The sequence below is a fragment of the Ancylomarina salipaludis genome (genome assembly GCF_004122035.1).
Taxonomy (GTDB): Bacteria; Bacteroidota; Bacteroidia; order Bacteroidales; family Marinifilaceae; genus Ancylomarina; species Ancylomarina salipaludis.
Genome location: NZ_SAXA01000010.1, coordinates 97,474 through 122,314 on the forward strand (window position 1 = coordinate 97,474; position 24,841 = coordinate 122,314).

Annotated in this window: 19 protein-coding genes and 1 riboswitch; all 19 genes read left to right on the top strand. The window is 38.5% G+C overall.

Going from position 1 to position 24,841, the window contains the following annotated elements:
- Positions 1 to 178: 178 nt before the first annotated feature.
- The 19 genes from EO244_RS11710 to EO244_RS11795 all read left to right on the top strand — a co-directional run bounded on the left by EO244_RS11710 (position 179) and on the right by EO244_RS11795 (position 24,775).
- Positions 179 to 1,087 (top strand): carboxypeptidase regulatory-like domain-containing protein, encoded by a 909-nt coding sequence (locus tag EO244_RS11710; RefSeq protein WP_164977482.1) that lies wholly within the window; start codon positions 179 to 181, stop codon positions 1,085 to 1,087.
- Positions 1,088 to 1,464: 377 nt separating this feature from the next.
- Positions 1,465 to 1,941 (top strand): hypothetical protein, encoded by a 477-nt coding sequence (locus tag EO244_RS11715; RefSeq protein WP_129254867.1) that lies wholly within the window; start codon positions 1,465 to 1,467, stop codon positions 1,939 to 1,941.
- A gap of 210 nt (positions 1,942 to 2,151) precedes the next feature.
- Positions 2,152 to 3,570, top strand: a complete 1,419-nt coding sequence (locus tag EO244_RS11720; protein WP_129254868.1) for a hypothetical protein — start codon at positions 2,152 to 2,154, stop codon at positions 3,568 to 3,570.
- A 115-nt stretch (positions 3,571 to 3,685) separates the two neighbouring features.
- A complete protein-coding gene (locus EO244_RS11725; protein ID WP_129254869.1) occupies positions 3,686 to 4,747 on the top strand; it encodes a hypothetical protein in 1,062 nt (353 codons plus the stop codon).
- Positions 4,748 to 4,795: 48 nt separating this feature from the next.
- A complete protein-coding gene (locus EO244_RS11730; RefSeq protein WP_129254870.1) occupies positions 4,796 to 5,806 on the top strand; it encodes a hypothetical protein in 1,011 nt (336 codons plus the stop codon).
- A gap of 576 nt (positions 5,807 to 6,382) precedes the next feature.
- A complete protein-coding gene (crcB, locus tag EO244_RS11735; RefSeq protein ID WP_129254871.1) occupies positions 6,383 to 6,760 on the top strand; it encodes a fluoride efflux transporter CrcB in 378 nt (125 codons plus the stop codon).
- A 1-nt stretch (position 6,761) separates the two neighbouring features.
- Positions 6,762 to 7,112, top strand: coding sequence for a DUF190 domain-containing protein (locus tag EO244_RS11740; RefSeq protein ID WP_129254872.1), 351 nt, complete (start codon positions 6,762 to 6,764; stop codon positions 7,110 to 7,112).
- A gap of 88 nt (positions 7,113 to 7,200) precedes the next feature.
- Positions 7,201 to 7,470 (top strand): hypothetical protein, encoded by a 270-nt coding sequence (locus tag EO244_RS11745; RefSeq protein WP_129254873.1) that lies wholly within the window; start codon positions 7,201 to 7,203, stop codon positions 7,468 to 7,470.
- Positions 7,471 to 7,962: 492 nt separating this feature from the next.
- The gene (locus tag EO244_RS11750) at positions 7,963 to 8,322 is read left to right on the top strand and encodes an endonuclease domain-containing protein (RefSeq protein ID WP_129254874.1); all 360 of its coding nucleotides are present in this window, start codon (positions 7,963 to 7,965) and stop codon (positions 8,320 to 8,322) included.
- A 581-nt stretch (positions 8,323 to 8,903) separates the two neighbouring features.
- Complete coding sequence (locus tag EO244_RS11755; protein WP_129254875.1) at positions 8,904 to 9,506, top strand: hypothetical protein; 603 nt, start codon at positions 8,904 to 8,906, stop codon at positions 9,504 to 9,506.
- A gap of 121 nt (positions 9,507 to 9,627) precedes the next feature.
- On the top strand, positions 9,628 to 10,911 hold the full coding sequence (locus EO244_RS11760; RefSeq protein ID WP_129254876.1) for an amidohydrolase: 1,284 nt from the start codon (positions 9,628 to 9,630) through the stop codon (positions 10,909 to 10,911).
- A 181-nt stretch (positions 10,912 to 11,092) separates the two neighbouring features.
- Complete coding sequence (locus EO244_RS11765; RefSeq protein WP_129254877.1) at positions 11,093 to 12,202, top strand: FIST signal transduction protein; 1,110 nt, start codon at positions 11,093 to 11,095, stop codon at positions 12,200 to 12,202.
- Positions 12,196 to 14,214 (top strand): ATP-binding response regulator, encoded by a 2,019-nt coding sequence (locus tag EO244_RS11770; protein WP_129254878.1) that lies wholly within the window; start codon positions 12,196 to 12,198, stop codon positions 14,212 to 14,214. The genes EO244_RS11765 and EO244_RS11770 overlap by 7 nt, the downstream gene beginning before the upstream one ends.
- A gap of 233 nt (positions 14,215 to 14,447) precedes the next feature.
- Positions 14,448 to 14,879, top strand: coding sequence for a VOC family protein (locus EO244_RS11775; protein WP_129254879.1), 432 nt, complete (start codon positions 14,448 to 14,450; stop codon positions 14,877 to 14,879).
- Between the two features lie 205 nt (positions 14,880 to 15,084).
- A complete protein-coding gene (gene clpB / locus EO244_RS11780; protein ID WP_129254880.1) occupies positions 15,085 to 17,676 on the top strand; it encodes an ATP-dependent chaperone ClpB in 2,592 nt (863 codons plus the stop codon).
- A 365-nt stretch (positions 17,677 to 18,041) separates the two neighbouring features.
- Positions 18,042 to 18,144: riboswitch (SAM riboswitch) on the top strand.
- 346 nt (positions 18,145 to 18,490) lie between these two features.
- Positions 18,491 to 19,813, top strand: a complete 1,323-nt coding sequence (locus EO244_RS11785) for a Na+/H+ antiporter NhaC family protein (protein WP_129254881.1) — start codon at positions 18,491 to 18,493, stop codon at positions 19,811 to 19,813.
- 188 nt (positions 19,814 to 20,001) lie between these two features.
- Positions 20,002 to 20,142 carry a hypothetical protein gene (locus tag EO244_RS16945; RefSeq protein WP_164977483.1) on the top strand — a complete coding sequence of 47 codons (141 nt, stop codon included), beginning with the start codon at positions 20,002 to 20,004 and terminating at the stop codon, positions 20,140 to 20,142.
- A 132-nt stretch (positions 20,143 to 20,274) separates the two neighbouring features.
- Positions 20,275 to 23,097, top strand: coding sequence for a TonB-dependent receptor (locus EO244_RS11790; protein ID WP_129254882.1), 2,823 nt, complete (start codon positions 20,275 to 20,277; stop codon positions 23,095 to 23,097).
- Between the two features lie 166 nt (positions 23,098 to 23,263).
- Positions 23,264 to 24,775 (top strand): glutamate synthase-related protein, encoded by a 1,512-nt coding sequence (locus EO244_RS11795; RefSeq protein ID WP_129254883.1) that lies wholly within the window; start codon positions 23,264 to 23,266, stop codon positions 24,773 to 24,775.
- The last annotated feature ends 66 nt before the right edge of the window (positions 24,776 to 24,841 follow it).

The following is a 24,841-nucleotide window of genomic DNA, read 5'->3' on the forward strand; positions in this document are numbered from 1 at the left end:
AGAAATAGACTTTGACAGGTCGCATTATTATTCTGAATAGCTTGGTTTTACTGCCTTGCAGGGTTTCGGGAGGCGATTGCCAAATTTTATAAAAAGCATTGTGAGTTTGTTTGGTTCAGATATGAGTTTGCCAAACGCAAGAGTGCATTGGTTTTGTAAATCTTTAAAAATTGAAGTGATGAATAAAAAGTATTTAGCTACTCAAAACATGCTGTTTCAATTTAACGATTTTATAACAGCACATAAAGCAGAGCTCGAAAGCAAGCCTGTTATTTGGGAATTAATTCAATTGATACTTACTAAAAGCATCGAATTCAATGAGGCTATAGGTGTACAAAGTATCAATTATGGAGGGTATACCATCAGTAAAAATCAGAAAAAGGCCATGCTCGCCATTTGTTTGATTCAAATTATCAATCTGTTGTACAACGATTGTTTGAAGAATAACAAGATGGATGACATTGAGAACTTTAAATCGACCGAAGGGAAGTTGCTGAATATGTCGTATACAAATCTGTTGAAATATGCGATGGAAATCGCAAAATATTGTGATAAACATACTGCTGATTGGGCTGCTATTGGCATTACTGAAGCCATGTATACAAGCTTGGGAGACGCCATTACTGCAATGCGTACTTATTTGCCATTGCCTCAGGAAATGAGAAAGAGGAGAGAGGAGGCAACCAAAACCATTAAGAAAATTGCCAAAGATATTGATGTTTTGCAAACCGAAAGGTTGGATAAGCTAATGGAGAGTTTTTATAAAAACTCGAATCCGCTCCTGTATTCGGCCTACCAACAGTCCGTCAGGCGTGATAAACCAGGCAGTAGTAAAATGGCTCTGGTTGGATCGGTTAAGGATAAAAGAACCAACAAACCCATTACCCATGCTCAAATATTGATCCCTAAGGCTGAAATTGAGCATATTATCAGAGGAGAAAAGGGTGGTTTCCGTATCCCAAATCTCGAAGCAGGAACCTTTCCTATTGAGTTTCGGGCTGTCAATTATAAAAGTCAAACGATAACCCTGGTTCACAATTTTGGTGCGACTGATCGTTTAGATGTGTTTTTGGAGCCCCAATTGTAAACGATGAAAGTCTTATGGAGGTAAAGTTTTGTTAGTCTGGTTTTTATGGGAAGTTTATTTTGTGTTCATTTTTACTGTTTGATGCCTGCGTAAAAATACGTGCATGAACAAAACACGTATTTTTACGCTATTTTCCCATGAATATATTGATAAACTTTATAATGTTGTTTTGGATTAAAACCCCTTTAAGATGAGAGATATAAAATAGGATTGTTTAATAAATAAAGACATTAAAAAGGAAGGAGGTTCAGTGACTATAGTTTAAGCATAAGCGAATACCACAAGCATATCGGATTTAAGTGCGAATTAAGTATCAATATCATGTGAGTAAACGCCTATGCCCTATTCAATTTTAAAATAAAATTAAAACCAAAATTATGAAAATTTCAGAATTACTAGCTAGCGCTAAAAAAGAAACTGGTGTCAATTTTAATGGTCTGTTAAGAAAAACTGCTCGTATTAAGCATGGTATGGGTTCAGATCTTAGTGATGTTTTGGGTTGGGATATTGTTTTACGTTCAAAGGATGGTGACTGTTATTCATTTTACTCAGCACAGGCGCCTTTGCTTGGAACAACAATGGCACAGCCGGTTGTGTGTCCGCTTGGGATTGTGGCGTTTGACGAATATAAAATTGGTATTAAAGAGGCTATTCAAATTTTTCACACACAAAACGGAGGTGATAAATTTACCCAGATTTGCTTAAGCTGGCCTTTGGTTCATCCTGCGGCAATTGAACCGCACTGGCATTTCAGAACCAATTTAGGTAATGATGTTGTTATTGGAGCTAACTCGGGTCGAATTGATTGGGCAGAAGCGAGAACGCTAACCAATCAGATGGCGAAACAACACTAGGCAAAGATCTGTATCCGGGAGTTTTCCCGGATTATTCCCGGGTCTTTCTTCTACGAAAAAATTTTATGATTATACCGAAGCCGTGAGGTTTGGTTACTTATTCGTAAAGGAGGGGTTGATTGATAGTGTGTATGCAAAGGTTTTTTATCATAGAGATGCCCTTATAGGCCTGATTTAATCGAAATAATTTAATCTATTAAAACTGAAATTATGACACCAGATAAAGAAAAACAAGTTCTTGAGAGTTTATACGATCGTCTTTTTGATGCCATCACCTACGCGCCTGATGGTAAGGTTGCTTCCTGGCATAAGGATACCACCTTTATTCAATTTGCAAAAAATATTGTCATCAATCCTGATGATTTTGCAGATATGATGAATCCCGGCAATCCCAATGGGAGTTTAACCAAGGCTGAACTCTTTTCGGCAATGGTGGATGCTTTGCCAAACACCGATGCCATGTGGAGCGATTCAGGTCAAAAGGTTTCGGATGTATACGGGTCTATAATACGCAACGCCAATTCTGATAGCAAACCCAATCCCGACCAGCAGAAACTTTATCAGCAGGCCTTCAATTTTCTGAATGTTGCCGTTGAGAAGAAGACAATGAGTGGGACTAAAACAGTAACCGAACCTAGCCCTGAGGCCGATGCTTACGATGAGGCACAAGCCGCTTATATTACGGCAGTTGGTGGATATCGTACGGCTTATAATGGTTACGATTTGGACAAAAAAGAAGATCAGAGAGCTTGGAATGCTGTTGCTCCCGGGCTTCAGCTGACTTTGGATCAGGCATGGAATAAGTGGGTTCGTGCCAATAAAGCCGAAGTTGAAGAGGCTCAAAATGCGCTTGTGTCTACCATTAATGATGCCGTTAGATATGTGATTGCTGAAAGCATTAAGATGATTAATGAGCAGCATCAGTTGGCGCCATCGACACCAGGTGGCAATCCATGGTTGCCTTCGTATGCAATGCCTACCAATTGGTACGACGACAGTTGTAAGGCGTCAAAATTGACATTCAAGAGCTCTTATTTAAATAAAACAGCTAGTAGTTCTGCGACGAAATATGCGACAGAAGCCAGTGGAGGCTGGGGCTTGTGGCATGCTTCAGCGGGCGTTTCAGGAGGTTCTGAAGAGCAGCGATCGCATATGGATGCTGAAAATTTAACACTGGAAGCTGAATTGATTAATGTGACCATCAAGCGTTCCTGGTTCAACCCATTGATCCTGAAAATGAAGGATTGGTTTGTGAATGGTATCGAGAAGGGTGGTATTTCAAATGCAAAAATCGAAAACCTATTGGGTATTATGCCATTAATTCCAACCGGTTTTATCATTGCTCGTAATGTAAAAATTACAGCCGATTTTTCTTCTGAAGATCAAAGCTTTATTTCAAAATCAATTTCAACCAAGGCTTCAGGCGGATGGGGACCATTCAGTGTGAGCGGAAGTTATTCTCATAGTTCGTCGAAAAGTAATTTTGAAGCGAAGTTTGATGGGGGAACACTTGAGTTGCCAGGTCTGCAGCTGATTGGATGGATCAATAGCATTATGCCTTTTAGTCCACCGGAATCAGCTAAACAACTGGAAGGTGCAAATCAGCAGGACGAAGCAAAATCGTATTAATTCTTCTTGTTAGATCAAAAGAGGTGAGTCTTTGGCTCACCTCTTATTAATGTGATAAATCGAAAATTAAAGCACACAAGCCATGGGTTTGTAGCTTGTTTTTTTAGAAAAGATTATGGATTTAATAAAAGCAATAGCCAATTCAGTCAAACTACCCCGAGCCAGTGAATTTGAGACCGCCGAACTGATATCACCTGTCAAAACAGGCCTGAGCTTTTCCGGTAATCAGTTTGCTTCAGGGCTTCAGCAGGCTTCTTCCTTTATCGGAACGTCTCCCTTATCTGCCAATGTGCTTGAGGTCCAATCGCAAAACAAACCCATTTTTCAATTGAATCAACTGCCTGTCAGTCTTGATCCTGATGCCTATAAAGATGCCAGATCCGGTTCCAATCCCAATGGCGATTTGAAACCTCTGTTTGCCTTTCGGCAGTTGGTTGATCCTGTGCCAAAATTCGATCAGAACTATTTTGCATCCCCATATTCAACCGAAATGTTGTATGCCAATTTTCTGAATGGAGCCAGTATTCTGAGAAACGATCCCTTTGTTAGCAGTGTAATTGCAAATGCCAGGAAACAGTTTGAGGAAGAATTTTTTCAGGATATGGATGGCACCTCAGGTGACTGGAGACCCGTTTATGCCAGTCCTGAAGATTGGGCCACGGCTGATATTAGCCGCTTTAGCGAGGTGTCGGTTGACTTGAACAACAGCTCTGAGGATGGTCTTTTTGGAACGATTCAGGGAAAAGAAAATCTCAAATGGAATTTGGGAGGGCAAATGGTAAGTACACTAAATCCGAAGACAGAAATAAAGTCTTTGGATATGAAATACCTTTTTGTCGAGTTCAGAAGACCCTGGTTCAATTTGTTGTTTTTTAAAATGAATCAGTGGTATTTGTCCGGCCAGCAAGCTGGTTTTTGTTCTTCGGGCTCATCCAAAGTAAATGATGGTGCACTACCTCTGATTCCAACAGGCATGCTGATTGCAAGAGACGTTAAACTGAATGCCAACTGGCATCAGGACGATAAAACGATTATGGATAAGTCGTTGGCCAATAGTGCGACCGCCTATTTGGGGCCTTTTTTGATGTCCGGGCCTGCATCCAATAAGTCTTCGATACAGATTATTGCCTGGGTGAGTGAGGTGATTCCCTTATCTCCAAAAGTTGATGCGCCCTAAAATCTTCCCTAACTATCGAATTTCAAATAAATCTATTATTCAATTATTATGAGCAAAAAAACAAGAGTTATTATCGTTGTCAATAAGTACTGGGAGTGTGATCCGGTCTGTTGGGTCTTGACCAACAAATATATAAACGAACAATGTGGTATTGAGTTGGATGCTCGGTTAACTTGCCTGACCTATCCCTCTTATGGACCTGTAAAGTCGACTCGTGCTGAGGATACTTTGCCAAGATTGATTTTGGATACAGATTACAAAACAATTGAAGTTTGGTGTATATCCGATTTGTTGAGTTGCAGCCCTGAGGAATTCCAGTCGAGTTCGGAAGAAAAGATGAAGCTTTTGCCTATCATTTTCAAGTACGATATGGAGAAGAAAATTGAATTGGTAGTTGCTGTTGGAACGGCCTCTTCGGGTCCGGGTGTATCCCATAATCCTGTTTTTAAATCGTCCAATATTAATGGTTCGGTGGTGATTGGGAGTCAGGTGTTTATGCACAATGGTGGCGATGAGCAATCAAAGAGCCATTATCAATGTGATTCCTGGGATAAGCTTATGGAATCGGGATCGACCACTTTTATCGATCAGCTGAAGGCTGTCGATTTTACAGATTACGGCCAATTAATGCTTTGTCCTCCCACCAATCCTGCATTGGAGGGGCAGCAGGTTTATGTAGACAAAGATTTTGTTGCTTTGGGTGATGTTAATGTAACCGATTATAGCCTTTATGCCCAAAAGGATGGAGAAACCGGAGCAGCCTTCGCGGCTCATTATCCCCATAACCTCAACGGGGTTTCATTGGAGACTACCCATTGTCTGATTTATAAGGCTGCAAAAGATCACCTCAAGAAACACAAACCTCCTTTCATTTTTGTGAGTGGCGAGGTTGATCGCTATAAGATGTTTGCGACTGATGTGAACCCTAAAGTGTATGCTCAAAATGTTTCGGGTGCACATAATTCGGGTGTAGCCGTTGCTCTTATTGTTTCGTTGCTGAATAAACAAGCGCATGATATTCATACGGACTCCAGAAGAGAAATGACTCAGTGTATTTGATCTTTTAAATGATAACATCCTTCGGCTTATGCCTAAAAAATATGTTTGAAGTAAGGTGCTAGCTCCCCTGCGGAAGAGGAGGTTCTGAGTAGAATGTTGTGCCTGGAATTTAGTACTAGCATAAGTTTGATTATGCGATAATGAACGTGCTCCAATTGGCCTTATCCTTGGTGGGAGGGGTTTAGGTGGAGCAGCTAAAGGTGTGGGAGGTGTCCCACACCTTTTTTATGTGCTGTTTTTTGTTCGCTTTGTTGGGCATTGAGTATCGTCGCAATGCGTTTGAGTATGGAACGTCTTATGTTTTAGAAATTCACCTTAGATTCCTTTCATTTTTGTGTCGATTCTTCTGTTATTCATAATTATATAGAAGAGTTCTATTTTATGTTTCTTGTATGTTTTACTATGCTTTAATTTATTGTTTGCTTTTGAATTTTACTAATTTAGGAATGCTATAATTTTAAGGAAGTTGTCTGATCGGGAATATTTGCGATAGCAAGAGTAGAATGGGAAAATCAAAATTGACCTCACAGAAAGTGACCGATTTATAGCAGGTGTTTATAAAAACTCAAATAGATCATGATTAAGAACGTTTTATTAATTGGAATTGGTGGGTTTGTTGGGAGTGTTGCCAGGTATTTTCTGTCAAGACTCAACTTGAATGTTGATTTTTATGCCATTCCTATTGGAACGCTCAGTGTGAATGTTCTGGGGAGTTTTATTATTGGTTTGTTAATGGGGATTTCTGATAAAAGTACCATTCTGACAGCAGACCTCAGATTATTATTGATGGTTGGCCTTTGTGGGGGATTTACAACATTTTCAAGTTTTACCAGTGAGAATCTCATGTTGATGCATAACGGGCAATTTTTCTCCGTTTTTCTATATACGGGCTTGAGTATTCTTTTGGGTTTTCTGGCTGTTTATTTGGGTTTTATCACATCAAACTTATTGTAATATGAAGACAAGGGAGCATAGCGTTTTAAAAATTTACGCAAGTACAACTGATAAAATGGGAACGAAATTGCTTTATGAGCATATTGTTTATTTGGCAAAAGAGAAAGGTATCGCTGGTGTAACTGTTTATCGTGGTGTTATGGGATATGGCTTAAGCAGCACACATATTAGTTCGTCTAAGTTCTGGGAATTGACTGAGAAACTTCCCATCATGATTGAAATGGTTGATCAAACGGATACCCTTGAGAATTTTTATCAATTGATTGAACCCGAACTCCTGAAGATGCCTAAAGGCTGTTTGGTTTATATGGAACCGATTAAGATTAAATTATTGAAGTCGGGTAAAAAATAAACGATTACCAATATAAACCTTAAGGGCAATTGGTGAAAATGGAAGTGTTTTGAATTGAAATTCTTAATAATTAATAGAACCCAATCATATGAAACAAGATAGGTTATTAGCCTTGAGTCTCATTCAACTCAAGCAAAAGAAGAGAACTTACACAGGCCTGCTTTTGGTCTTGTCTGTATTGATATTAAGTCTTTTTGCACTGACTTTTTACATGAGTTTAAAATCAGGGCCTACCCCGATGTTAGCCGTTCCCTTTGCTTTAATTCCACTCCTAATTAATGGTTTTAGAAAATTAAAAGCCATTGAAAAAGAAATTGAATTTAGGGCGGTGTCGTCAGCTAAGTTGGAATTGGGATAATTTAAAATTGATCCTTGAGTATAGGGATGCTTCTTTTTTTTTTTGAGAAATAAGCAGAGTGGAATTGAGCTTATTTGTTGAAATATCAGATTAATTGACTCACCTCATTTTCTTGAAAAGGAGGTGAAACAATTAGAGTTGTGGGAATTTAATATTCCGAACATAGATAAAAGCTAATAAAATTCCCCTCTCGTAGAGGAGGGGTGGCATCCTGATAATTCGGGACGCTTGGAAGGAGGAAAACAGATATGTTTTTTGAATTTCCAAAAGAAATAATAATGGTGAAGTCGGTTTGGTGATTTATTGAAATATCAGATTAATTGACTCACCTCGTTTTCTTGAAAAGGAGGTGAAACAATCAGAGTAGAATTGTGGGAATTTAATATTCCGAACATAGGTAAAAGCTAATAAAATTCCCCTCTCGTAGAGGAGGGGTGCCAAGCTCCGCTTGGCGGGGTGGTCCGATATAGTTGAGATCAAATTTCTATTCAAATGAAAAGAAATATAAATAAGCTTTATTTCAAACCCTTTAGGAAAAGACTTAGAAATAGGTCAACATCTTCAGAAGCAAGTCTGTGGAAGTTGTTGAAAAATAGACAAGTTGCTGGCTTGAAATTTCGAAGACAAATTTCAATAGGTAATTATATTGTTGATTTTTATTGTCCTGAAATAAAACTGATTATTGAGCTTGATGGAGCATCTCATGATAACTATCTATCTGAGGAAATGGATGAAAAACGTGATGCTTATTTAATGAACGAGGGGTATCGTATTTTGAGGTTTGAAAACAGATGTGTTTTTGAGTTTCCGGAAGAAATAATAGGAGAGATCATAAAGGTGAAGGAGGCTTAGTAAACTAATGCAAATATTGGATTAACAGAACCACCTCGCCTTCTCCCAAATAAACGGGAGAAGGCACTCCTCCTTAAAAAGGAGGAGAAAGAATTAGTGCAGACTTGTTGTTATTTATATTCCGGGCTTGAGTTAAAATTAAGAGAATTCTTCTTTCAAAAGGAAGGGGATTATCCCAATAATTCGGAGCGCTTGGCGTGATGATTTGATATGGAAATAATCGGGATTAGGTCTTTTCTTGAAAAGGAGGCGAAATAAGCAGAGTAAAGTTGTAGTTAATTATATTTCGAGTTTGAATTAATGTTCAGAAAATTCCCCTCTCGGAGAGGAGGGGTGCCAAGCTTTGCTTGGCGGGGTGGTTGGATATGGTAGAGATGAAATTTCTATTTAAATGAAAAGAAATTTTATTAAGAAAGAGAAATTGGTTTTGAGGGCATTAGTACTCCTTGTTTAATATTGATAAGAGATTGATGTAATTATAAGTAAAGTTTAAATGAAATACCTGTGATAAAGAACTTCTGAGATAAGAAGATGTTTATCATGGGTATTCTATTTGAATCAAAAATAAAAATGATAAGTAAATGAAATTTAAAAAGAAGATTGGGGCTCAATTGATGATTGCCTTTGGAGTGATGATTGTGAGTTTTTCGACTTTGTTTGTGACTATGTATCAGGCCTCTATTATGAACAAACAAACCGAAATTTTATTGACACAAACAAAAGCCAATGCCTGGCCCTGTTTGATGGTTGAGAAAACTGAATTGGGAAGTGAAATATCAGGTCGAATTGAAGAGTATCATTTTAATTTGGTTAATAAAGGAACGGGGCCAGCCATTATTGTGGGTGTGAGACTCACCTATAAAGGGCAGGTTGCAAGGAGTTGGGACCATTTATTTGAAATTATGCAGACTCCGGAGTCTATTGTTCGGAGCCGAACATTTGGTCAGATTTCTAAAGGGGTGCTTTCTGCCAACGAGACCAGTTTGGTGGTTGATTTTAGCGATCGATTTGAATTTATAGACTGGATGAAGAAAAATGGGGCCGATATTAAAATCGAAATTTATTACCAATCGGTTTTTAATGAAATATGGCAGATTGAAAGACGATTGGATAATACGTCGACTTCTTATCCTCTGAAAGTGGATGAATGTGCAATTTCCCAAAATGAGATGTTTACCAATTGATAAATTAAGTTGTGTTTTTTTAGGAGAACATTTTGACATAAATACTTACTGGTATGCGAATGTTGATAGCTGCTTAATGAATTATTGCTTTCCTTTGTACGGTAAAGAATAATTGGGGATAATGAACAAATCAATCGAAGAAAAAATCATTGCTTATCGCAGACATTTCCATGCGTTGCCCGAATTGGGTTGGCTGGAATATGCCACTGCTGCCTTTATTGCAGATGAGTTGGAAACCTTAGGTTTTGAAGTAAAAAAGGGAAGTGAACTGATGCAGGCTTCCGGTCTGATGGGCTTACCTTCGGAGCAAGAAAACAGAATAGCCTTTGAAAGAGCCGAGGGGATTTATGGAGCTGATAAACTGAAACCCTTTGCCAATCATTGTACAGCCGTTGCCGGGATACTCGACTGTGGAGAGGGGCCAACTGTTGCTCTTCGTTTCGACATGGATGCCTTGCCCATAAAAGAGGCTATGGATAAAGGCCATGAACCCTTCGAAAAAGGATTTGTCTCAGAAAATACGGCGGTGATGCATGCCTGCGGCCACGATGCCCATATGGCTATTGGTTTGGGACTTGCCCATTGTCTGATTAACCATACCAATCAGATTAAGGGAAAAATCATCTTGTTGTTTCAACCGGCCGAAGAGGGGGTCCGGGGGGCTGCTGCCATTGTCAAATCAGGTTTTCTAAAAGATGTCGATTATCTACTGGCTGCTCATCTGTGGAGCAATATGCCTATGGGGCAGTTGGTTTGTTCTCAGAATGGAACAGCAGCGACAGATAAGCTGGATGTTATTTTTTACGGACGAGCAGCTCACGCAGGTATTTGTCCCGAAAAGGGGAATAATGCGATCTTGGCTGCGGCCAATTGTATTGTTGATTTGCATGCTATAAAGCTTGATGATGAAGGGTTTTTTAGAGTAAATGTAGGGCGAATTGAGGGTGGAACTGCCCGGAATATTATAGCGGACAAAGCGAAGTTGGAGATCGAATTGAGAGCCAGTAATCGGGAAAGCGAATATCAGTTGCTTCAAGAAGCTGAAAAAATCATAGCTTCAGCTTCAGGCCAACAGAATTGCAGTTTCGAGATTCTTAAGCAAGGACAGGCTTCAGGTGCTGTGGGAGATCTGAGACTTGCTAAATGCATTAAAAAGGAGGCTGAAATAAAACCTTTCTTTTCAGATATTATTTTGTCGGATGAGGTCAATCGTGGCAGTGAAGATTTTACCTCACTGATGCATGAGGTTCAGATCAGGGGAGGTCAGGCTTGTTTTATTGGCATTGGCGCGTCCTTAAATAATAAGTGCCTGCAGCATCATACCCCAGATTTTGATATCGATGAGCGGGTTTTGTGCCCAACTGTTGAGTTGTTTGCTAGTCTGATTAAAAAACTGACTTTGTAAGCTGACAAAGATTTCATCTCGAAAAAATGTCATTTTGAATCGCGTTATCCTAATAAATGAGTTGCTAATCTTTTAAAATAGTGCGTGATAGGTGAATTAAAATTTTGATATTAAATATTTATTGTTAATTTTAAAGGGGAGTCATCTTTTAAGCCTAAGGAATTAACTGATCATATTAATTATGAGATCTATTTATATCAATGCTCATGATTTAATAAGTCTTGAGCACACTATTCGGGAATTGGAACAGGAAAATCGTACCAAAGCGATTCTGTTCTTAATGGCAGATGAGGAGCATTACACTGAAGATCTTCTTGGCCCTATACTCCATGAAATTAAAAAGCCTCTTATTGGAGGTATTTTTCCAGAATTAATTTTTGAAGGGAAACGAAAAAAGAAAGGCGTTCTATTACTTCCCTTGTCCTTTGATTTGAAAACTCAGCTTTTTGATTTAAACGAAAACTCAGAGGATTTTTTGAAACAATTAAAGAATGTGCAAGTTGATTCATTATCGAGTCAAAGTTCCTTGTTTGTTTTTGCAGATGCTTTAAGTGCGCATAAGGCCAGTTTTATAGAATCCTTGTTCGATTTTTTTGGGATGAATACCAGTTATGTTGGTGGTGGGGCTGGTTCTTTGAGCTTTGAACCTTTCCCTTGTATAATCTCTAATAAAGGTCTGTCGGCAAATGCAGCGGTAATCGGATGGGCAGATAGAAAGATGAGTTTGGGTGTGGCACATGGTTGGAAGGCGCTATCAGGTATTTTAAAGATTACTCAAACGGATCAGAATTTAATTAAAACAATCAATTGGGAACCAGCTGCTGAGGTTTATAAAGCCTTTGTTGAAGAACATTCGGGGAAAATAATAACAGCCGAGAATTTCTACGAGATTGCAAAATCCTACCCTTTGGGTATTGAAAAGCTTGATTCTGAAATGATAGTCAGAGATCCTGTTTGGCTTACTAATGAAGGACTTCAGTTAATTGATAAGATACGCGAAGGGGAATATATTAAAATTTTAAATGGTGATCTGGGTTCGCTTCTTGAAGGGGCATCACATGCAAAGAAATTGGTTCTATCTAAACTTAAAGAAGAGATGGATCACGATGCACTCTTTTGTATTGGTTGTATTTCGCGCGTTTTGTTTATGAATGAAACCTATGAAAAGGAATTGGCTATTTTATCTGAGAATAAAAATGTTTCAGGTATTTTAAGCTTGGGGGAAATTGCAAATGAAGGGGATTCTTTCCTGGAAATTTATAATAAGACTATAGCAATTGGGATATGGTAGAGAAATGTTTACAAGCCGAGATATTATTGGAATTGGTTTTTAGCGTTAGCTTCGAGAAAGACGAAGAACTGATTCTTAAAAAGACGATGCCGTTGTATTTGCGTAAACTTAATTGTTTTCTTGCGGGTATACTTAAAAAAGAAAATGAACGTCTGGATGAGTTGATGACTATTCCTATTGTTGCCAGTCAATCATCTGAGTGGGCAGATGTAAAGGCCTATTTTTCCTCTTTAGATTTTGAAGTGGCACATGAGTGTCCAAAATATGTTTTAAACGATCATTATTATTATAGCTTTTGTCTGCATGGTTATGGTATGTTGATTTTAGGACGAAATAAGGCTTTTGATCATTTCTTTGTAAAAGAATTGCAAAATACGGTCAATTACCTGGGTAGGATGTTGATTCAAGCTAACGAAATAAAAAGACGTGAGTTGGCTGAAGAAAAGTTAAGAGAGAGTGAGTTCAGACTTTCCCTTTTGATGCAAGAATCCCCCAGAATTATGGAGATTTATGATGCGAATGGTTATCAGGTAGTTGTGAATAAGGCTTATGAAAGATTTTGGGGTGTCAAGTCTGCTGAAACGCTTAATCAGTTTAATGTTTTGGAAAGTGAAGATGTGCGGGAAATGGGAATGAAAGAATACATTCTTAGAGCTTACAGGGGTGAAACGATTATGGTTCCCGAGTATCAGTTTAGATTCAAAAGCCAGTTTAATGGTAAGGACGAGAAGCAGGATATGTGGTTATCGACAAGTATTTATCCTCTTCATAATAAAAATGGAGATGTTGAGTATATCGTTGTGACACATGAAGACGTTACTGAGAGAAAAGAGGCAGAAAAAGCGTTACTGATTGCAAAAGAAAAAGCTGAAGAAAGTGATCGGTTAAAGTCTGCTTTTTTGGCCAATATGAGCCATGAAATTCGCACGCCCATGAATGGTATTTTAGGCTTTACCAGCCTTTTGAAACGACCATTGCTGAAAACAGATGAGCAATTGGAGTATATTGAGTTGATCGAAAAAAGTGGTGCACGCATGCTTACTGTAATTAATGATTTAATTAATATCTCTAAAATTGAATCCGGGCAAATGGAAATCTCAATTAGACCAACGAATATCAACGAACAACTTAACGATATCTATGCTCATTTTTTACCTGAGGCCAATGAGAAACATTTGAAATTCAGTTTAGGTGATTTATTGCCTAATGATTTGTGTAAATTTAATACCGATAAGGAGAAACTGTATGCCATTTTATTGAATCTGGTTACAAATGCAATCAAATATACGGATGAGGGAAGCATTGAAATTCATGTTGAGAAGAAAAAAGACTATTATGAATTTTGTGTCAAGGATACGGGAATTGGGATAGATCCGGAAAGACAGGAAGTGATCTTTGATCGGTTTATTCAGGCAGATATAGGTGATCAAAGAGCCTTTGAAGGTGCAGGTTTAGGTTTAGCTATTTCCAAGGCATATGTAGAGATGCTTGGTGGAAAAATCTGGTTGGTGAGTGAATTAAGGAAGGGTTCTGCATTTTATTTTAATTTGCCATGTGATGCAAAATTAGTCGATGATGTCGATACGTTTAAATTTGTTAGGCCTTCAGATTATTCAGTCTTTGAAAGAGAAAAATTAAAAGTTTTGATTGTTGATGATGATATGGTCTCACGAAATTTAATCGCTAAACAGATTAAGCCCATTTGTAAGGATTTGACTTTTGCGAAGAATGGCGTGGAGGCTTTAATTTTCTTTAAAGAAAATCCGGATTTTGATTTGATCTTAATGGATATAAAAATGCCTATGTTGGATGGTTACGATGCCACTCGTGAGATTAGAAAGATGAACAAAAATGTTATAATTATAGCTCAAACAGCTTTGGGGCTTTCTGGTGATAGAGAAAAGTCTATAGAGGCAGGATGTACCGATTATATCGCTAAGCCCATATTAAAAGATGAGTTGTTGAATCTGATATATAAATGCTTTAATCAATATGAGGTACGTACTGAATAAGTCCTTTTATATTATTATATATAGAATTCCGGGGCTGAAGTTGAGAAACTTTGGCCTTTTTTTTGATTTTTTAATTAGTCGATATAAAAAGATGTCTGAGTCTTTAATAATATTGCTTTCTGTCTTAAATTTTTATAAATTGGTATTCAGTCTCATAAATTTCTGATAGATGGTATTTATCAGAATTATAAACAACTATTTCATATAAATTCAGTTTTTAAAATTATTTTAATATGACAACAATTAACACCTATTTGACTTTTAATGGAAACTGTGAAGAAGCCTTCAATTTTTATAAATCAGTTTTCGGTGGTGATTTTTCTCATGTGGCAAAATTTGCAGATATGCCTGATGATCCAAAATGTCAAATTTCTGAAGAGGATAAAGAAAAGATAATGCATGTTTCATTGCCGATTAGTAAAGAAACTGTTTTGATGGGAAGTGATACAGGTGGAGAGTGGGCAAGTCAGTTTAAAGCGGGAAATAATTTTTCTATATCGATTGCTGCTGATAGTCAGGTTGCTGCAGATGATTTTTTTAATAAGCTGTCTAAAGATGGAAAGGTGATTATGCCCATGGATAAAACGTTTTGGGGATCTTATTTTGGAATGTTTACCGATCAGTTTGGCATTCAGTGGATGGTGAGTTTTGATGAAGCACACTAAATCTTTTATCTTGATAAAATGAATTGATAATTTGAGTGTAGTCCTTCGGCTGCACTTTTTTTTGCCTAAAAAGCAGAATTGAATTAGTTTAAATGTTATTATGTCACATTTTCAACCTTTGGTGCTGTCAATTTGACTTGAGGAATAAAAGGGTATGCGTTTTGAATAGTAACTGTCGACTTATAAATAATTAAAATAAGTAACTATGAATTTTAATAACTACACCATAAAATCGCAAGAAGCGATACAATATGCTCAGCAAATTGCTCAGGGCTTTGAAAATCAGCAAATCGAGAATGCGCATATCCTAAAAGCCATTTTTGAACTTGATGAAAATGTTTTGCCTTTTATTTTTAAAAAGATTGGTATAAATACGGAGATTTTTCAAAAAACAATCGATCATATCATTCAAAGTTTTCCTAAAGTTCAGGGAGGCGATATCATGTTGTCACGCGATTCAGTTAATAGCTTGAATGATGCGGCCAATATTGCGAAGAAAATGAAAGATGAGTATATTTCAATAGAGCATCTTCTTTTGGCCATGTTAAAAGCTAAGGATCCGGTGTCTCGTTTGATGAAAGATAATGGGATTAATGAAAGCAACCTCTCAGCAGCAATTAATGAACTGCGCAAAGGGAAAAATGTGACCTCGCAATCGCAGGAGGATAGTTATAATTCTCTGGACAAATATGCACGTAATCTGAATAAACTGGCCAATGATGGTAAGCTGGATCCTGTAATTGGCAGAGACGAAGAGATAAGACGAATCTTGCAAATTCTTTCGCGTCGAACCAAAAATAACCCCATGCTTATAGGGGAACCTGGCACGGGTAAAACCGCCATAGCTGAAGGTTTGGCCCATCGTTTGGTTAAGGGGGATATCCCGGATAATCTGAAGGATAAGATTATTTACTCTTTGGATATGGGAGCCTTAATTGCCGGAGCCAAATACAAAGGAGAATTCGAAGAAAGGCTCAAGGCTGTTGTGAAAGAGGTGGTTTCTGAGGATGGGAAAATCGTTTTGTTCATCGATGAAATTCACACCCTTGTTGGCGCGGGTGGTGGTCAGGGCGCTATGGATGCGGCAAATATTTTAAAACCCGCTTTGGCTCGTGGCGAACTTCGTGCGATTGGGGCAACCACATTGGATGAGTATCAGAAATACTTTGAAAAAGATAAGGCGCTTGAACGTCGTTTCCAGAAGGTGATGATTAGTGAACCGAATCGAGAAAGTGCCATTTCGATACTTCGGGGTATTAAGGATAAGTATGAGAGCCATCATAAAGTGAGGATACAGGATAGTGCTGTGATTGCTGCTGTCGAACTTTCGCAACGTTATATTACCGATCGTTTTCTACCCGATAAGGCTATTGATTTGATGGATGAATCGGCAGCAAAATTGCGTATGGAAATAGACTCAAAACCGGAGGAGTTGGATGTGCTCGATCGCAAGATTATGCAATATGAGATTGAATTGGAAGCCATCAAACGCGATAAGGATAAGGCTAAAATTTCGCAAATAAAAAAGGAACTGGCAGATGTTAAAGAAAGCCGTGAAGGCATTTATGCCAAGTGGCGTTTGGAAAAAGATTTGGTGGAAAAGGTGCAATCGGTAAAGGCACAGATCGAAGATCACAAACAGAAGGCGGACAGAGCCGAACGTGATGGCGATTTTGGTCTGGTTGCTGAACTCCGCTATGGGAAAATAAAAGAGGATGAGGAATTGTTGAATCAGCTTCAAAATGAATTGGTTGCCAATCAGGAAACGGCTTTAATCAAAGAGGAAGTGACCAGTGAAGATATTGCTGAGGTCGTGGCAAAATGGACCGGGATACCCGTTTCAAAAATGTTGCGCAGCGATAGAGAGAAGCTCTTGTATTTGGAAGATGAGCTGCACAAGAGTGTGGTTGGACAAGATGAGGCAATTGAACTTGTTGCAGATGCGGTCAGACGTTCGCGTGCCGACTTGCAGGACAGTCGTCGCCCCATTGGAAGTTTCTTATTTTTGGGAACAACGGGGGTTGGAAAAACGGAGCTGGCTAAAACTTTGGCCGAGTACCTTTTCAACGATGCGAATGCCTTAACTCGTATTGATATGAGTGAATATCAGGAGCGTCATGCGGTGAGTCGTTTGGTTGGGGCACCTCCGGGATACGTGGGTTATGATGAAGGGGGACAATTAACCGAGGCAGTTAGACGTAAACCCTATTCGGTTGTGCTTTTAGATGAAATAGAGAAAGCGCATCCGGATACCTTTAATATCCTTTTGCAAGTTTTAGACGAAGGTCGGTTAACAGATAATAAGGGCCGGGTGGCTGATTTTAGAAACACCATCATTATTATGACATCGAATATGGGTGCTCATATCATTCAGGATAAATTGGAGAATATCGATATGAGTAAGCGAATGGTTGTGTTGGATGAAACAAAGCTTGAGGTACTTAAACTATTAAAACAAACGGTTCGTCCGGAATTTTTGAATCGTATTGACGAAACCGTGATGTTTACACCGTTGAATATCGAAGAAGTGAAGCAGATTGTCGAACTTCAGATTGGTCTTTTAAAAAGTATGCTGGCTAAAAAAGATATTCAACTGGAAGTGTCATCTGATGTTATTTCTCATTTGGCCGATGTTGGTTTTGAGCCTCAGTTTGGAGCGAGACCCATCAAACGGGTTATTCAGCGAATGATTCTCAATCCGCTATCCAAAGAGATTTTATCGGGAAGGCTGATTTCAGAGAACACCATCTCAATTGAATTGGAGGGTGATAAGCTGGTTTTTAAAAACAAGTCATAAAATATGGTTTAGTAAGTTTAATAGTTTAGAATTAGGTGCAGTCATAGGGCTGCACCTTTTTTTCATCTCTATGTTGGGAAAGTTGTTGTGTTTTAAACATGAAATTGGTGTTCTGAATTTTGTTTCAAAAAACTTTCAAAAAAAAATAAAGACTTTTAGGTGTTTATTTGTGTTATATTAGTCATGTTCTGTTAGTTACTTAATATCAGTTCAATATGAGGAGTTGTTTGTTCGGTTAAAAAAACATAAACTCGAAATTTAATTTAAACATAAGAGATGTGTTTTTGATTTTGTATTCAAAGAAGGCTTGGAAAGATAAAAAAAGCTCTCTATGTTTGCAGCGTCAATTTCAATTAGAAATAGTTGATTTATACAGAAGAGTGGAGAGACAGGCTCGATGAAACTCTAGCAACCTGACACCAGTTAAGGTGCTAAGTCCTGATCCAACAGTTATGGAGAATATAAATTAAATTAGAAATGAACAATACTTTCTGCAATTTCGAACACCCATTCTTAATTCCCTTATTGGGGAAGACAATTCCTAACAAAGCCATTTTCATGCTTTGTATGCGAATGTGTATGTGTTAATCCCGTTTTCTTACCGGAATCATATTGTCAGACATTTTATATTCTGACCTTCATTATTTTTTTGATTTTTTTCTCTGATATAAGGCCTTGTTACTGTATTTCTTATAGTAACGGGCTCGTCAAAGCAGGATAGAAAATCAAACATTATAAGACTTCCGGAAATTAGGAATCCCCTTTTCAGCTTATCATTAACAATTAGTCATACCATATACTTTATTTCAGTACCATGATTACGAACCAGAGCATTAAACCAAGTAATGGGATAGCCTTGCTGCCTTTTATTGTATTTATATTTACCTTTTTGGGAGCAGGAATTCTTTTGGAAGATTTTTATGCGATTCCTTCCCCCATATCTGTATTTTTAGGCATTATAACTGCTTTTATATTTTTGAAAGGCACAAGTGATAAAAAATTCAATACGCTGCTCAAAGGCTGTGGTGAACAGAAGATTTTGACCATGTGTCTTATTTACCTTTTAGCTGGAGCATTTGCCTCTGTAACTGGTGCTATGGGCGGGGTTGAATCTACAGTGAATCTGGGTTTGAGTTTTATCCCTTCTCAGTATTTGGCAGCAGGAGTCTTTCTGCTAGCTTCATTTCTTTCAATTTCGACGGGAACTTCTGTGGGGGCAATTGTCGCTTTAGGACCAATTGCTGTTGGTTTAGCCGAGAGTAGTGGGGTGTCGCTTTCACTTTTAATGGGTAGTCTTTTGGGAGGCGCCATGTTTGGCGATAACCTGTCAGTGATTTCTGATACGACCATAGCGGCCACACAAACACAAGGGTGTAAAATGAAAGACAAATTTAGAGTTAATCTTTATATTGCTGTACCGGCGGCTCTGATATGCTTAATAATACTCTTTTATGTAGGTAATATTGCACCTGTAAGGCATTCAATACCGTTAATACCTGCAGATTATTCTCTGTTGTCAATCTTACCATATATTTTGGTTCTACTTCTTGCAATAACAGGTGTTAATGTTTTTACCGTTTTAACTTTAGGATGTATTTCTGCCGGGATTATTGGTATGGCCACAGGTCATTTTGGTGTGTTGGAACTTGGCAAGCGTGTATACGAGGGATTTAATAATATGTCAGAGATTTTTTTACTCTCGATGCTAACAGGAGGTTTGGCTGAACTTGTCAGGGAAGCTGGCGGTATTAACTACCTATTAAAAAGGGTTGAAGCCTGTGTTCGAGGACGTAAGTCAGCTCAATTGGGTATTGGCGCCTTAGTTTCTCTTACGGATTTTTCTATAGCTAACAATACGGTTTCCATCATTATAACGGGTCCCATAGCTAAACAAATAAGTGAAACGTATTGTATTGACAAGCGAAAAACAGCAGCACTTATTGACATTTTTTCCTGTATTTCACAAGGAATTTTGCCTTATGGCGCACAGGTTCTGATTCTTTTGGGATTTACATCCGGTAGATTGACTTATTGGGAATTGCTACCCAATGTGCATTACCTTTTAGTGTTGCTAGGCTTTAGTTTATTGGCTATTTATTCTCCTTTTTGGGATCGCATTATTAAAAAGCGAATGTAGGTTTTTCATTAAAATTTAGCGAGGCTTGAATTTCAGTCTGTTTGTTGTGTGAACGAACAGATAATGGGATTGCTATGCTTTGTTTTAAATGAATAAAGGCTAGGTAATTGATCGTTTTTATCAATCGTTCAGAAATAGATAAATCACATTTATTGTGAATTAAATAAAGTGCATCATAAATCAAAATCATGTTTAAAGTAAGAAAAGAAGCAGAGGGTGTTTTAGATTTCTGGGATGGAAACAGGCATCAGTGGAAAAGACGAGTCGCTTATGGTATTAGTTGGGTATTTGTAGCATGTAAGGATATGATGTGTTTGGTTTGGATGTGAGACATTTATCCATTATTTGTGAAATAAGATCTTGGTCTTTTTAAAGACTATCAAAAAGAAATGTTGTAAAACAAGTCATATTATTCAAAAAGATTTGGAGACCTATTGACTGAAAATATAAAAAAGTAAAAAATGAAAAAGTTAATATTATCATTACTATATATATTGATCCTGTCAGGATCTGTGTTAGCACAAAAAAAAGCCATTTCAGGAACAGTTACTGATGCTCAAACCGGAGAAGCTTTACCTGGAGTAAGTGTTGTGATTCCGGGGACAACACTTGGAACCATTACGAACCAAGAGGGAAACTTTCAGTTGGGAATCGATCAGAAATACTCCCTAGTCGAATTGAGGTTTGTGGGCTATCAGACAAAACAGATTGAACTCGGAAATCAGACTTTTCTTAAGGTAAGTCTGAGTCAGGAACAGCTTGGTTTAAACGAGGTCACAATTGTGGGGAGTCGTAATCCAAACCGATCAGTAATCGAAACGCCCACACCGGTCGATATTATTCCACTTGAAGCTGTGGTTCAACAGTCTGCCCAATTGGAATTGAGTCAGATTTTGAATTATGTTGCACCTTCCTTTTCTTCGAATAGATATACGGTTCAGGATGGAACCGATCATGTTGATCCTGCTTCATTAAGAGGATTGGGGGTAGATCACGTTTTGGTTCTGATTAATGGGAAACGTCGACATTCGTCTTCGCTTGTAAACAATACACTTACTGTGGGGCGAGGTTCTTCGGGGATTGACTTAAACACGATTCCAACTGCTGCTATTGAGCGTATCGAAGTGTTAAGAGATGGTGCCGCTGCTCAATATGGGTCTGATGCCATTGCAGGTGTCATCAATATTGTTCTTAAAAAAACTACTGACATGGTGAATGCTTCTATCAATACGGGTCAGACCTATGAAGGCGATGGCGAGCAGGTCCAAATTAATACCAATTATGGTATTAAAGTAGGAGAATCGGGTTTCGTTAATCTTACCGGGCAGTATCAGAAAAGAGGGCATACTGATAGAGCGGCTTTGTATACCGGTTCGGTTTACAAAACTGATGGGAAAGGAATATTCAGTGAAGATTTTCAGGAAGGTGATTTGAGCCCATTCCAGTCTGGCACGACTTTATCTGCTGAGGAGGCAGCCAGTATCAATACACAAAATGTCATTACCAATAATTTATCAGCTGAGGAAGAGGAAGCTTTGATTGCTAGTAATGGTGGACGCAGACGTTTCAGTCTTAAAGCAGGTGATTCAGAAGCCGTGAATGCAGCTTTGTTTCTTAACTCCGGGATTCCTTTGAATGATAAGCAAGAGTTATATGTCTTTGGTGGAATTAATTCCCGTCGGGGAAACTCAACAGGCTATTATCGTTTGCCCAATCAATCGAGAAATGTGAGTACAATTTACCCGCAGGGTTTTCTACCCGAAATTAATACCAAAATTATTGATGCTTCCTTATCTGCAGGTATTCGAGGAGAAGTCGGAAATTGGCATGTGGATTTATCAAACACTTATGGAACCAATTCTTTCCGATTTATTATTGGAAACACCTTGAATGCATCAATGGGAACAGCATCGCCTACGAGCTTTGATGCGGGGCGATTTCAGTTGACTCAGAATACAACCAATCTGGATTTCGATCACTATTTTGATACTATTTTGCAAGGGCTGAATCTGGCATTGGGAGCCGAATATCGAAATGAAATATATAGGGTGAGTGCTGGGGAAGAAGCTTCGTATCGTAATTATGGTAATGTGCAGGTGATTGAAGAATCCAATGGTGTAAACTATTTGAATGAGAACAAGACAATGAATATCTTCTACGGACGACCGGGAGGATCTCAGGTCTTCCCAGGGTTTCAACCCAAGAATGAGGTGGATGAGTCTCGTTCAAGTATTGCTCTTTACGCAGATTTGGAACTGAACTTCACGAAAAGTTTCTTCATTTCTCTTGCAGGAAGATTTGAGGATTATACGGATTTTGGACAGACTTTTAATGGGAAAATTGCTTCTCGTTATCAGCTTGCTCCTAATTTTGCTGTGCGTGGAGCATTTAGTACAGGATTCAGGGCTCCTTCGCTTCAACAGAGGTTCTTTAATAATACAGCAACACTATTTACTCAAAGAAATGGTGAGGTTGTGAGTTCAGAGGTTGGGACCTTTAGAAATGATAGTCGGGTGGCTAAGTTGATTGGTGTTCCTGCCTTGAAAAATGAGAGTTCGGTTAATTACAGCGCGGGTTTAATATGGAAACTTGCCAGGGGCCTCGACCTGACTTTGGATGGTTATTGGATAGATGTGAATGATCGAATTTTACTTTCGGGTAATGTGAGTGCAGACGAGGCGAAGGAACCCGAATTGTATCAGATTCTGAGTTCGGTCAATGCGGGTGAAGCTCAGTTGTTTGCCAATACCGTTGATACCCGAACCAAAGGTTTAGATCTGATTTTGTCTTATCGTAAAAGTTTTGGTGAGAATCGACTAGCTCTTACTTTAGCGGCCAATTTTAATGAAACCCGTGTGACTGATGTACACATTCCAAACAGTTTAAAAGCCAGCAAAGAGGAATTTTTTAGTCGGGAAGAAACGGCACGTTTGGAGACAGCGACTCCTAAGAGTAAGATTAATCTTGGAATTAACTATTCCTACAAACGGTTCTTTACCCAGTTGAATAATGTACGTTTCGGATCGGTAACAGATAGACAAGGAACTGAGAAATCACCTGTTGATCAGACGTTCTCTGCAAAAATTGTAACTGATTTGAGCTTGGGATATCATATAACGGATTATTTGAGTCTGACTATTGGAGCCAACAATATTTTTAATGTTTATCCGGATGAAAATAGAAAAGAGTACCAAAGCGAAGGTCGTTTTAAGTATTCGCGTATTGTCAGTCAGTTTGGATCAAATGGGGGATATTATTTTGCAAGGCTTGGATTTAAAATCTAAATGAGTAGATAAGAGCTCATGTTAAATAATTTGAATTTAATTTTAGCTGTAGCCCTTGAGCTGCAGCTTTTTTTATAAACTATTGCTCAAAATGCGTTTTGTTTATTATGAATACTTATTATAAGTTTTTAAATTGAAGGGTAATCCTAATTTAAAAACGAATCAGATGAGCATACCTAAAAAAGCAGGCAAGAAACCTATTGTTGTAGAATTACATAAAGGTGAAGAGTATTATTTTTGTGCGTGTGGAGAATCAAAGGGACAACCCTTTTGTGATGGTTCTCATCGAACTACCGATTTTAATCCCATAGCATTTACAGCTAAAGAATCAGGTGAAGCTTATTTGTGTATGTGTAAACAAAGTAAGAATTTGCCCTACTGCGATGGTACTCATAAGAGCTTAAAAGATGCGGAAGCAAAATCTAAAATACCAGAAATTCGATTTACTGAACCTACCGAAGAGGAACCAAATTTGGCTTATATTAAAGCTTTAGCCAGAGATGGTTTGTCGAAACTGGGATCTCATGGCGAGATTGATGCAATGGGTGTTCCTGGTCCGGAATTGCCACAATGGAAGGATATTCAGATCTTGGTGGCTCAAATGGCTACTAAACCATTGATGGAGAATATTCCTGTTGGAACTGAACTCGTTATTGGGCCCAATGCGAAAAAACCATTGCGTTTAGCCATACCTCTTTTTGTTTCCGATATGAGTTTTGGCGCTTTGTCCGAAGAGGCTAAAATCGCATTATCAAAAGGAGCCGAATTAGCAGGTACTGGAATTTGTTCCGGAGAAGGCGGGATGCTGGATGAAGAGCAGCAAGCAAACAGCCATTATTTTTATGAATATGCTTCGGCTAAGTTTGGTTTCGAATGGGATAAATTAAAGCGGGTACAAGCATTTCATTTTAAGGGAGGTCAAGGAGCAAAGACTGGAAGCGGGGGACATTTGCCCGGAAATAAAGTTGTGGGGAAAATTGCTGAAGTTCGAAAGTTGAAAGAAGGGACACCTGCTGTTTCCCCTCCAACATTTGAGGACCTGCATACGGTCGAAGATTTTAAGAATTTTGCTGATAAGGTTCGAGAGATAACGGGAGGAATTCCTATTGGGTTTAAACTATCTGCCAATCACATCGAAGCGGATATCCAATTCGCACTAGATGCTTCGGCTGATTATATTATTCTTGATGGAAGAGGTGGAGGAACAGGAGCAGCGCCTTTAATTTTTCGCAATAATATTTCGGTACCAACTATTCCTGCTTTGGCTCGAGCCCGAAAATATTTGAATCAGCGAAATAGAAAGGATGTGACTCTGATTGTAACGGGAGGCCTTCGGGTTCCTGATGATTTCATCAAGGCCATGGCTTTGGGAGCCGATGGGGTGGCTTTGGCCAACTCTGCCATACAATCAATTGGTTGTGTGGCCGCGCGAATGTGTCATACCAATAACTGTCCCGCGGGCGTTGCAACTCAAAATCCGGAATTACGGAAATTGATAAATGTGGATAAATCTGCCAAACAACTTTTTAATTTTTTCACTGCTTCAACTCAATTGATGAAGGTTATGGCAAGGGCTTGTGGTCACCATCACCTGAATCAGTTTAATAAGAATGATATTACCACATGGAAAAAAGAGATGGCAGAGTTGACCGGGATTAAATATGGGGGTATCAGATGAATCATTGATTAAAAAATAAATTAATGGGGAAGGAGCTTGTTGTTTGCCTCCTTTTTGCTTTTAAAA

What these genes read in the sequence shown, in the direction of transcription:
- EO244_RS16945 (WP_164977483.1), top strand. Translation starts at nt 20,002, where the DNA reads ATGTTTAAAGTAAGAAAAGAAGCAGAGGGTGTTTTAGATTTCTGGGAT.
- EO244_RS11770 (WP_129254878.1), top strand. Translation starts at nt 12,196, where the DNA reads ATGGTAGAGAAATGTTTACAAGCCGAGATATTATTGGAATTGGTTTTT.
- EO244_RS11745 (WP_129254873.1), top strand. Translation starts at nt 7,201, where the DNA reads ATGAAACAAGATAGGTTATTAGCCTTGAGTCTCATTCAACTCAAGCAA.
- EO244_RS11790 (WP_129254882.1), top strand. Translation starts at nt 20,275, where the DNA reads ATGAAAAAGTTAATATTATCATTACTATATATATTGATCCTGTCAGGA.
- EO244_RS11795 (WP_129254883.1), top strand. Translation starts at nt 23,264, where the DNA reads ATGAGCATACCTAAAAAAGCAGGCAAGAAACCTATTGTTGTAGAATTA.
- EO244_RS11715 (WP_129254867.1), top strand. Translation starts at nt 1,465, where the DNA reads ATGAAAATTTCAGAATTACTAGCTAGCGCTAAAAAAGAAACTGGTGTC.
- EO244_RS11765 (WP_129254877.1), top strand. Translation starts at nt 11,093, where the DNA reads ATGAGATCTATTTATATCAATGCTCATGATTTAATAAGTCTTGAGCAC.
- EO244_RS11760 (WP_129254876.1), top strand. Translation starts at nt 9,628, where the DNA reads ATGAACAAATCAATCGAAGAAAAAATCATTGCTTATCGCAGACATTTC.
- clpB (WP_129254880.1), top strand. Translation starts at nt 15,085, where the DNA reads ATGAATTTTAATAACTACACCATAAAATCGCAAGAAGCGATACAATAT.
- EO244_RS11775 (WP_129254879.1), top strand. Translation starts at nt 14,448, where the DNA reads ATGACAACAATTAACACCTATTTGACTTTTAATGGAAACTGTGAAGAA.
- EO244_RS11720 (WP_129254868.1), top strand. Translation starts at nt 2,152, where the DNA reads ATGACACCAGATAAAGAAAAACAAGTTCTTGAGAGTTTATACGATCGT.
- EO244_RS11710 (WP_164977482.1), top strand. Translation starts at nt 179, where the DNA reads ATGAATAAAAAGTATTTAGCTACTCAAAACATGCTGTTTCAATTTAAC.
- crcB (WP_129254871.1), top strand. Translation starts at nt 6,383, where the DNA reads ATGATTAAGAACGTTTTATTAATTGGAATTGGTGGGTTTGTTGGGAGT.
- EO244_RS11750 (WP_129254874.1), top strand. Translation starts at nt 7,963, where the DNA reads ATGAAAAGAAATATAAATAAGCTTTATTTCAAACCCTTTAGGAAAAGA.
- EO244_RS11730 (WP_129254870.1), top strand. Translation starts at nt 4,796, where the DNA reads ATGAGCAAAAAAACAAGAGTTATTATCGTTGTCAATAAGTACTGGGAG.
- EO244_RS11740 (WP_129254872.1), top strand. Translation starts at nt 6,762, where the DNA reads ATGAAGACAAGGGAGCATAGCGTTTTAAAAATTTACGCAAGTACAACT.
- EO244_RS11755 (WP_129254875.1), top strand. Translation starts at nt 8,904, where the DNA reads ATGAAATTTAAAAAGAAGATTGGGGCTCAATTGATGATTGCCTTTGGA.
- EO244_RS11785 (WP_129254881.1), top strand. Translation starts at nt 18,491, where the DNA reads ATGATTACGAACCAGAGCATTAAACCAAGTAATGGGATAGCCTTGCTG.
- EO244_RS11725 (WP_129254869.1), top strand. Translation starts at nt 3,686, where the DNA reads ATGGATTTAATAAAAGCAATAGCCAATTCAGTCAAACTACCCCGAGCC.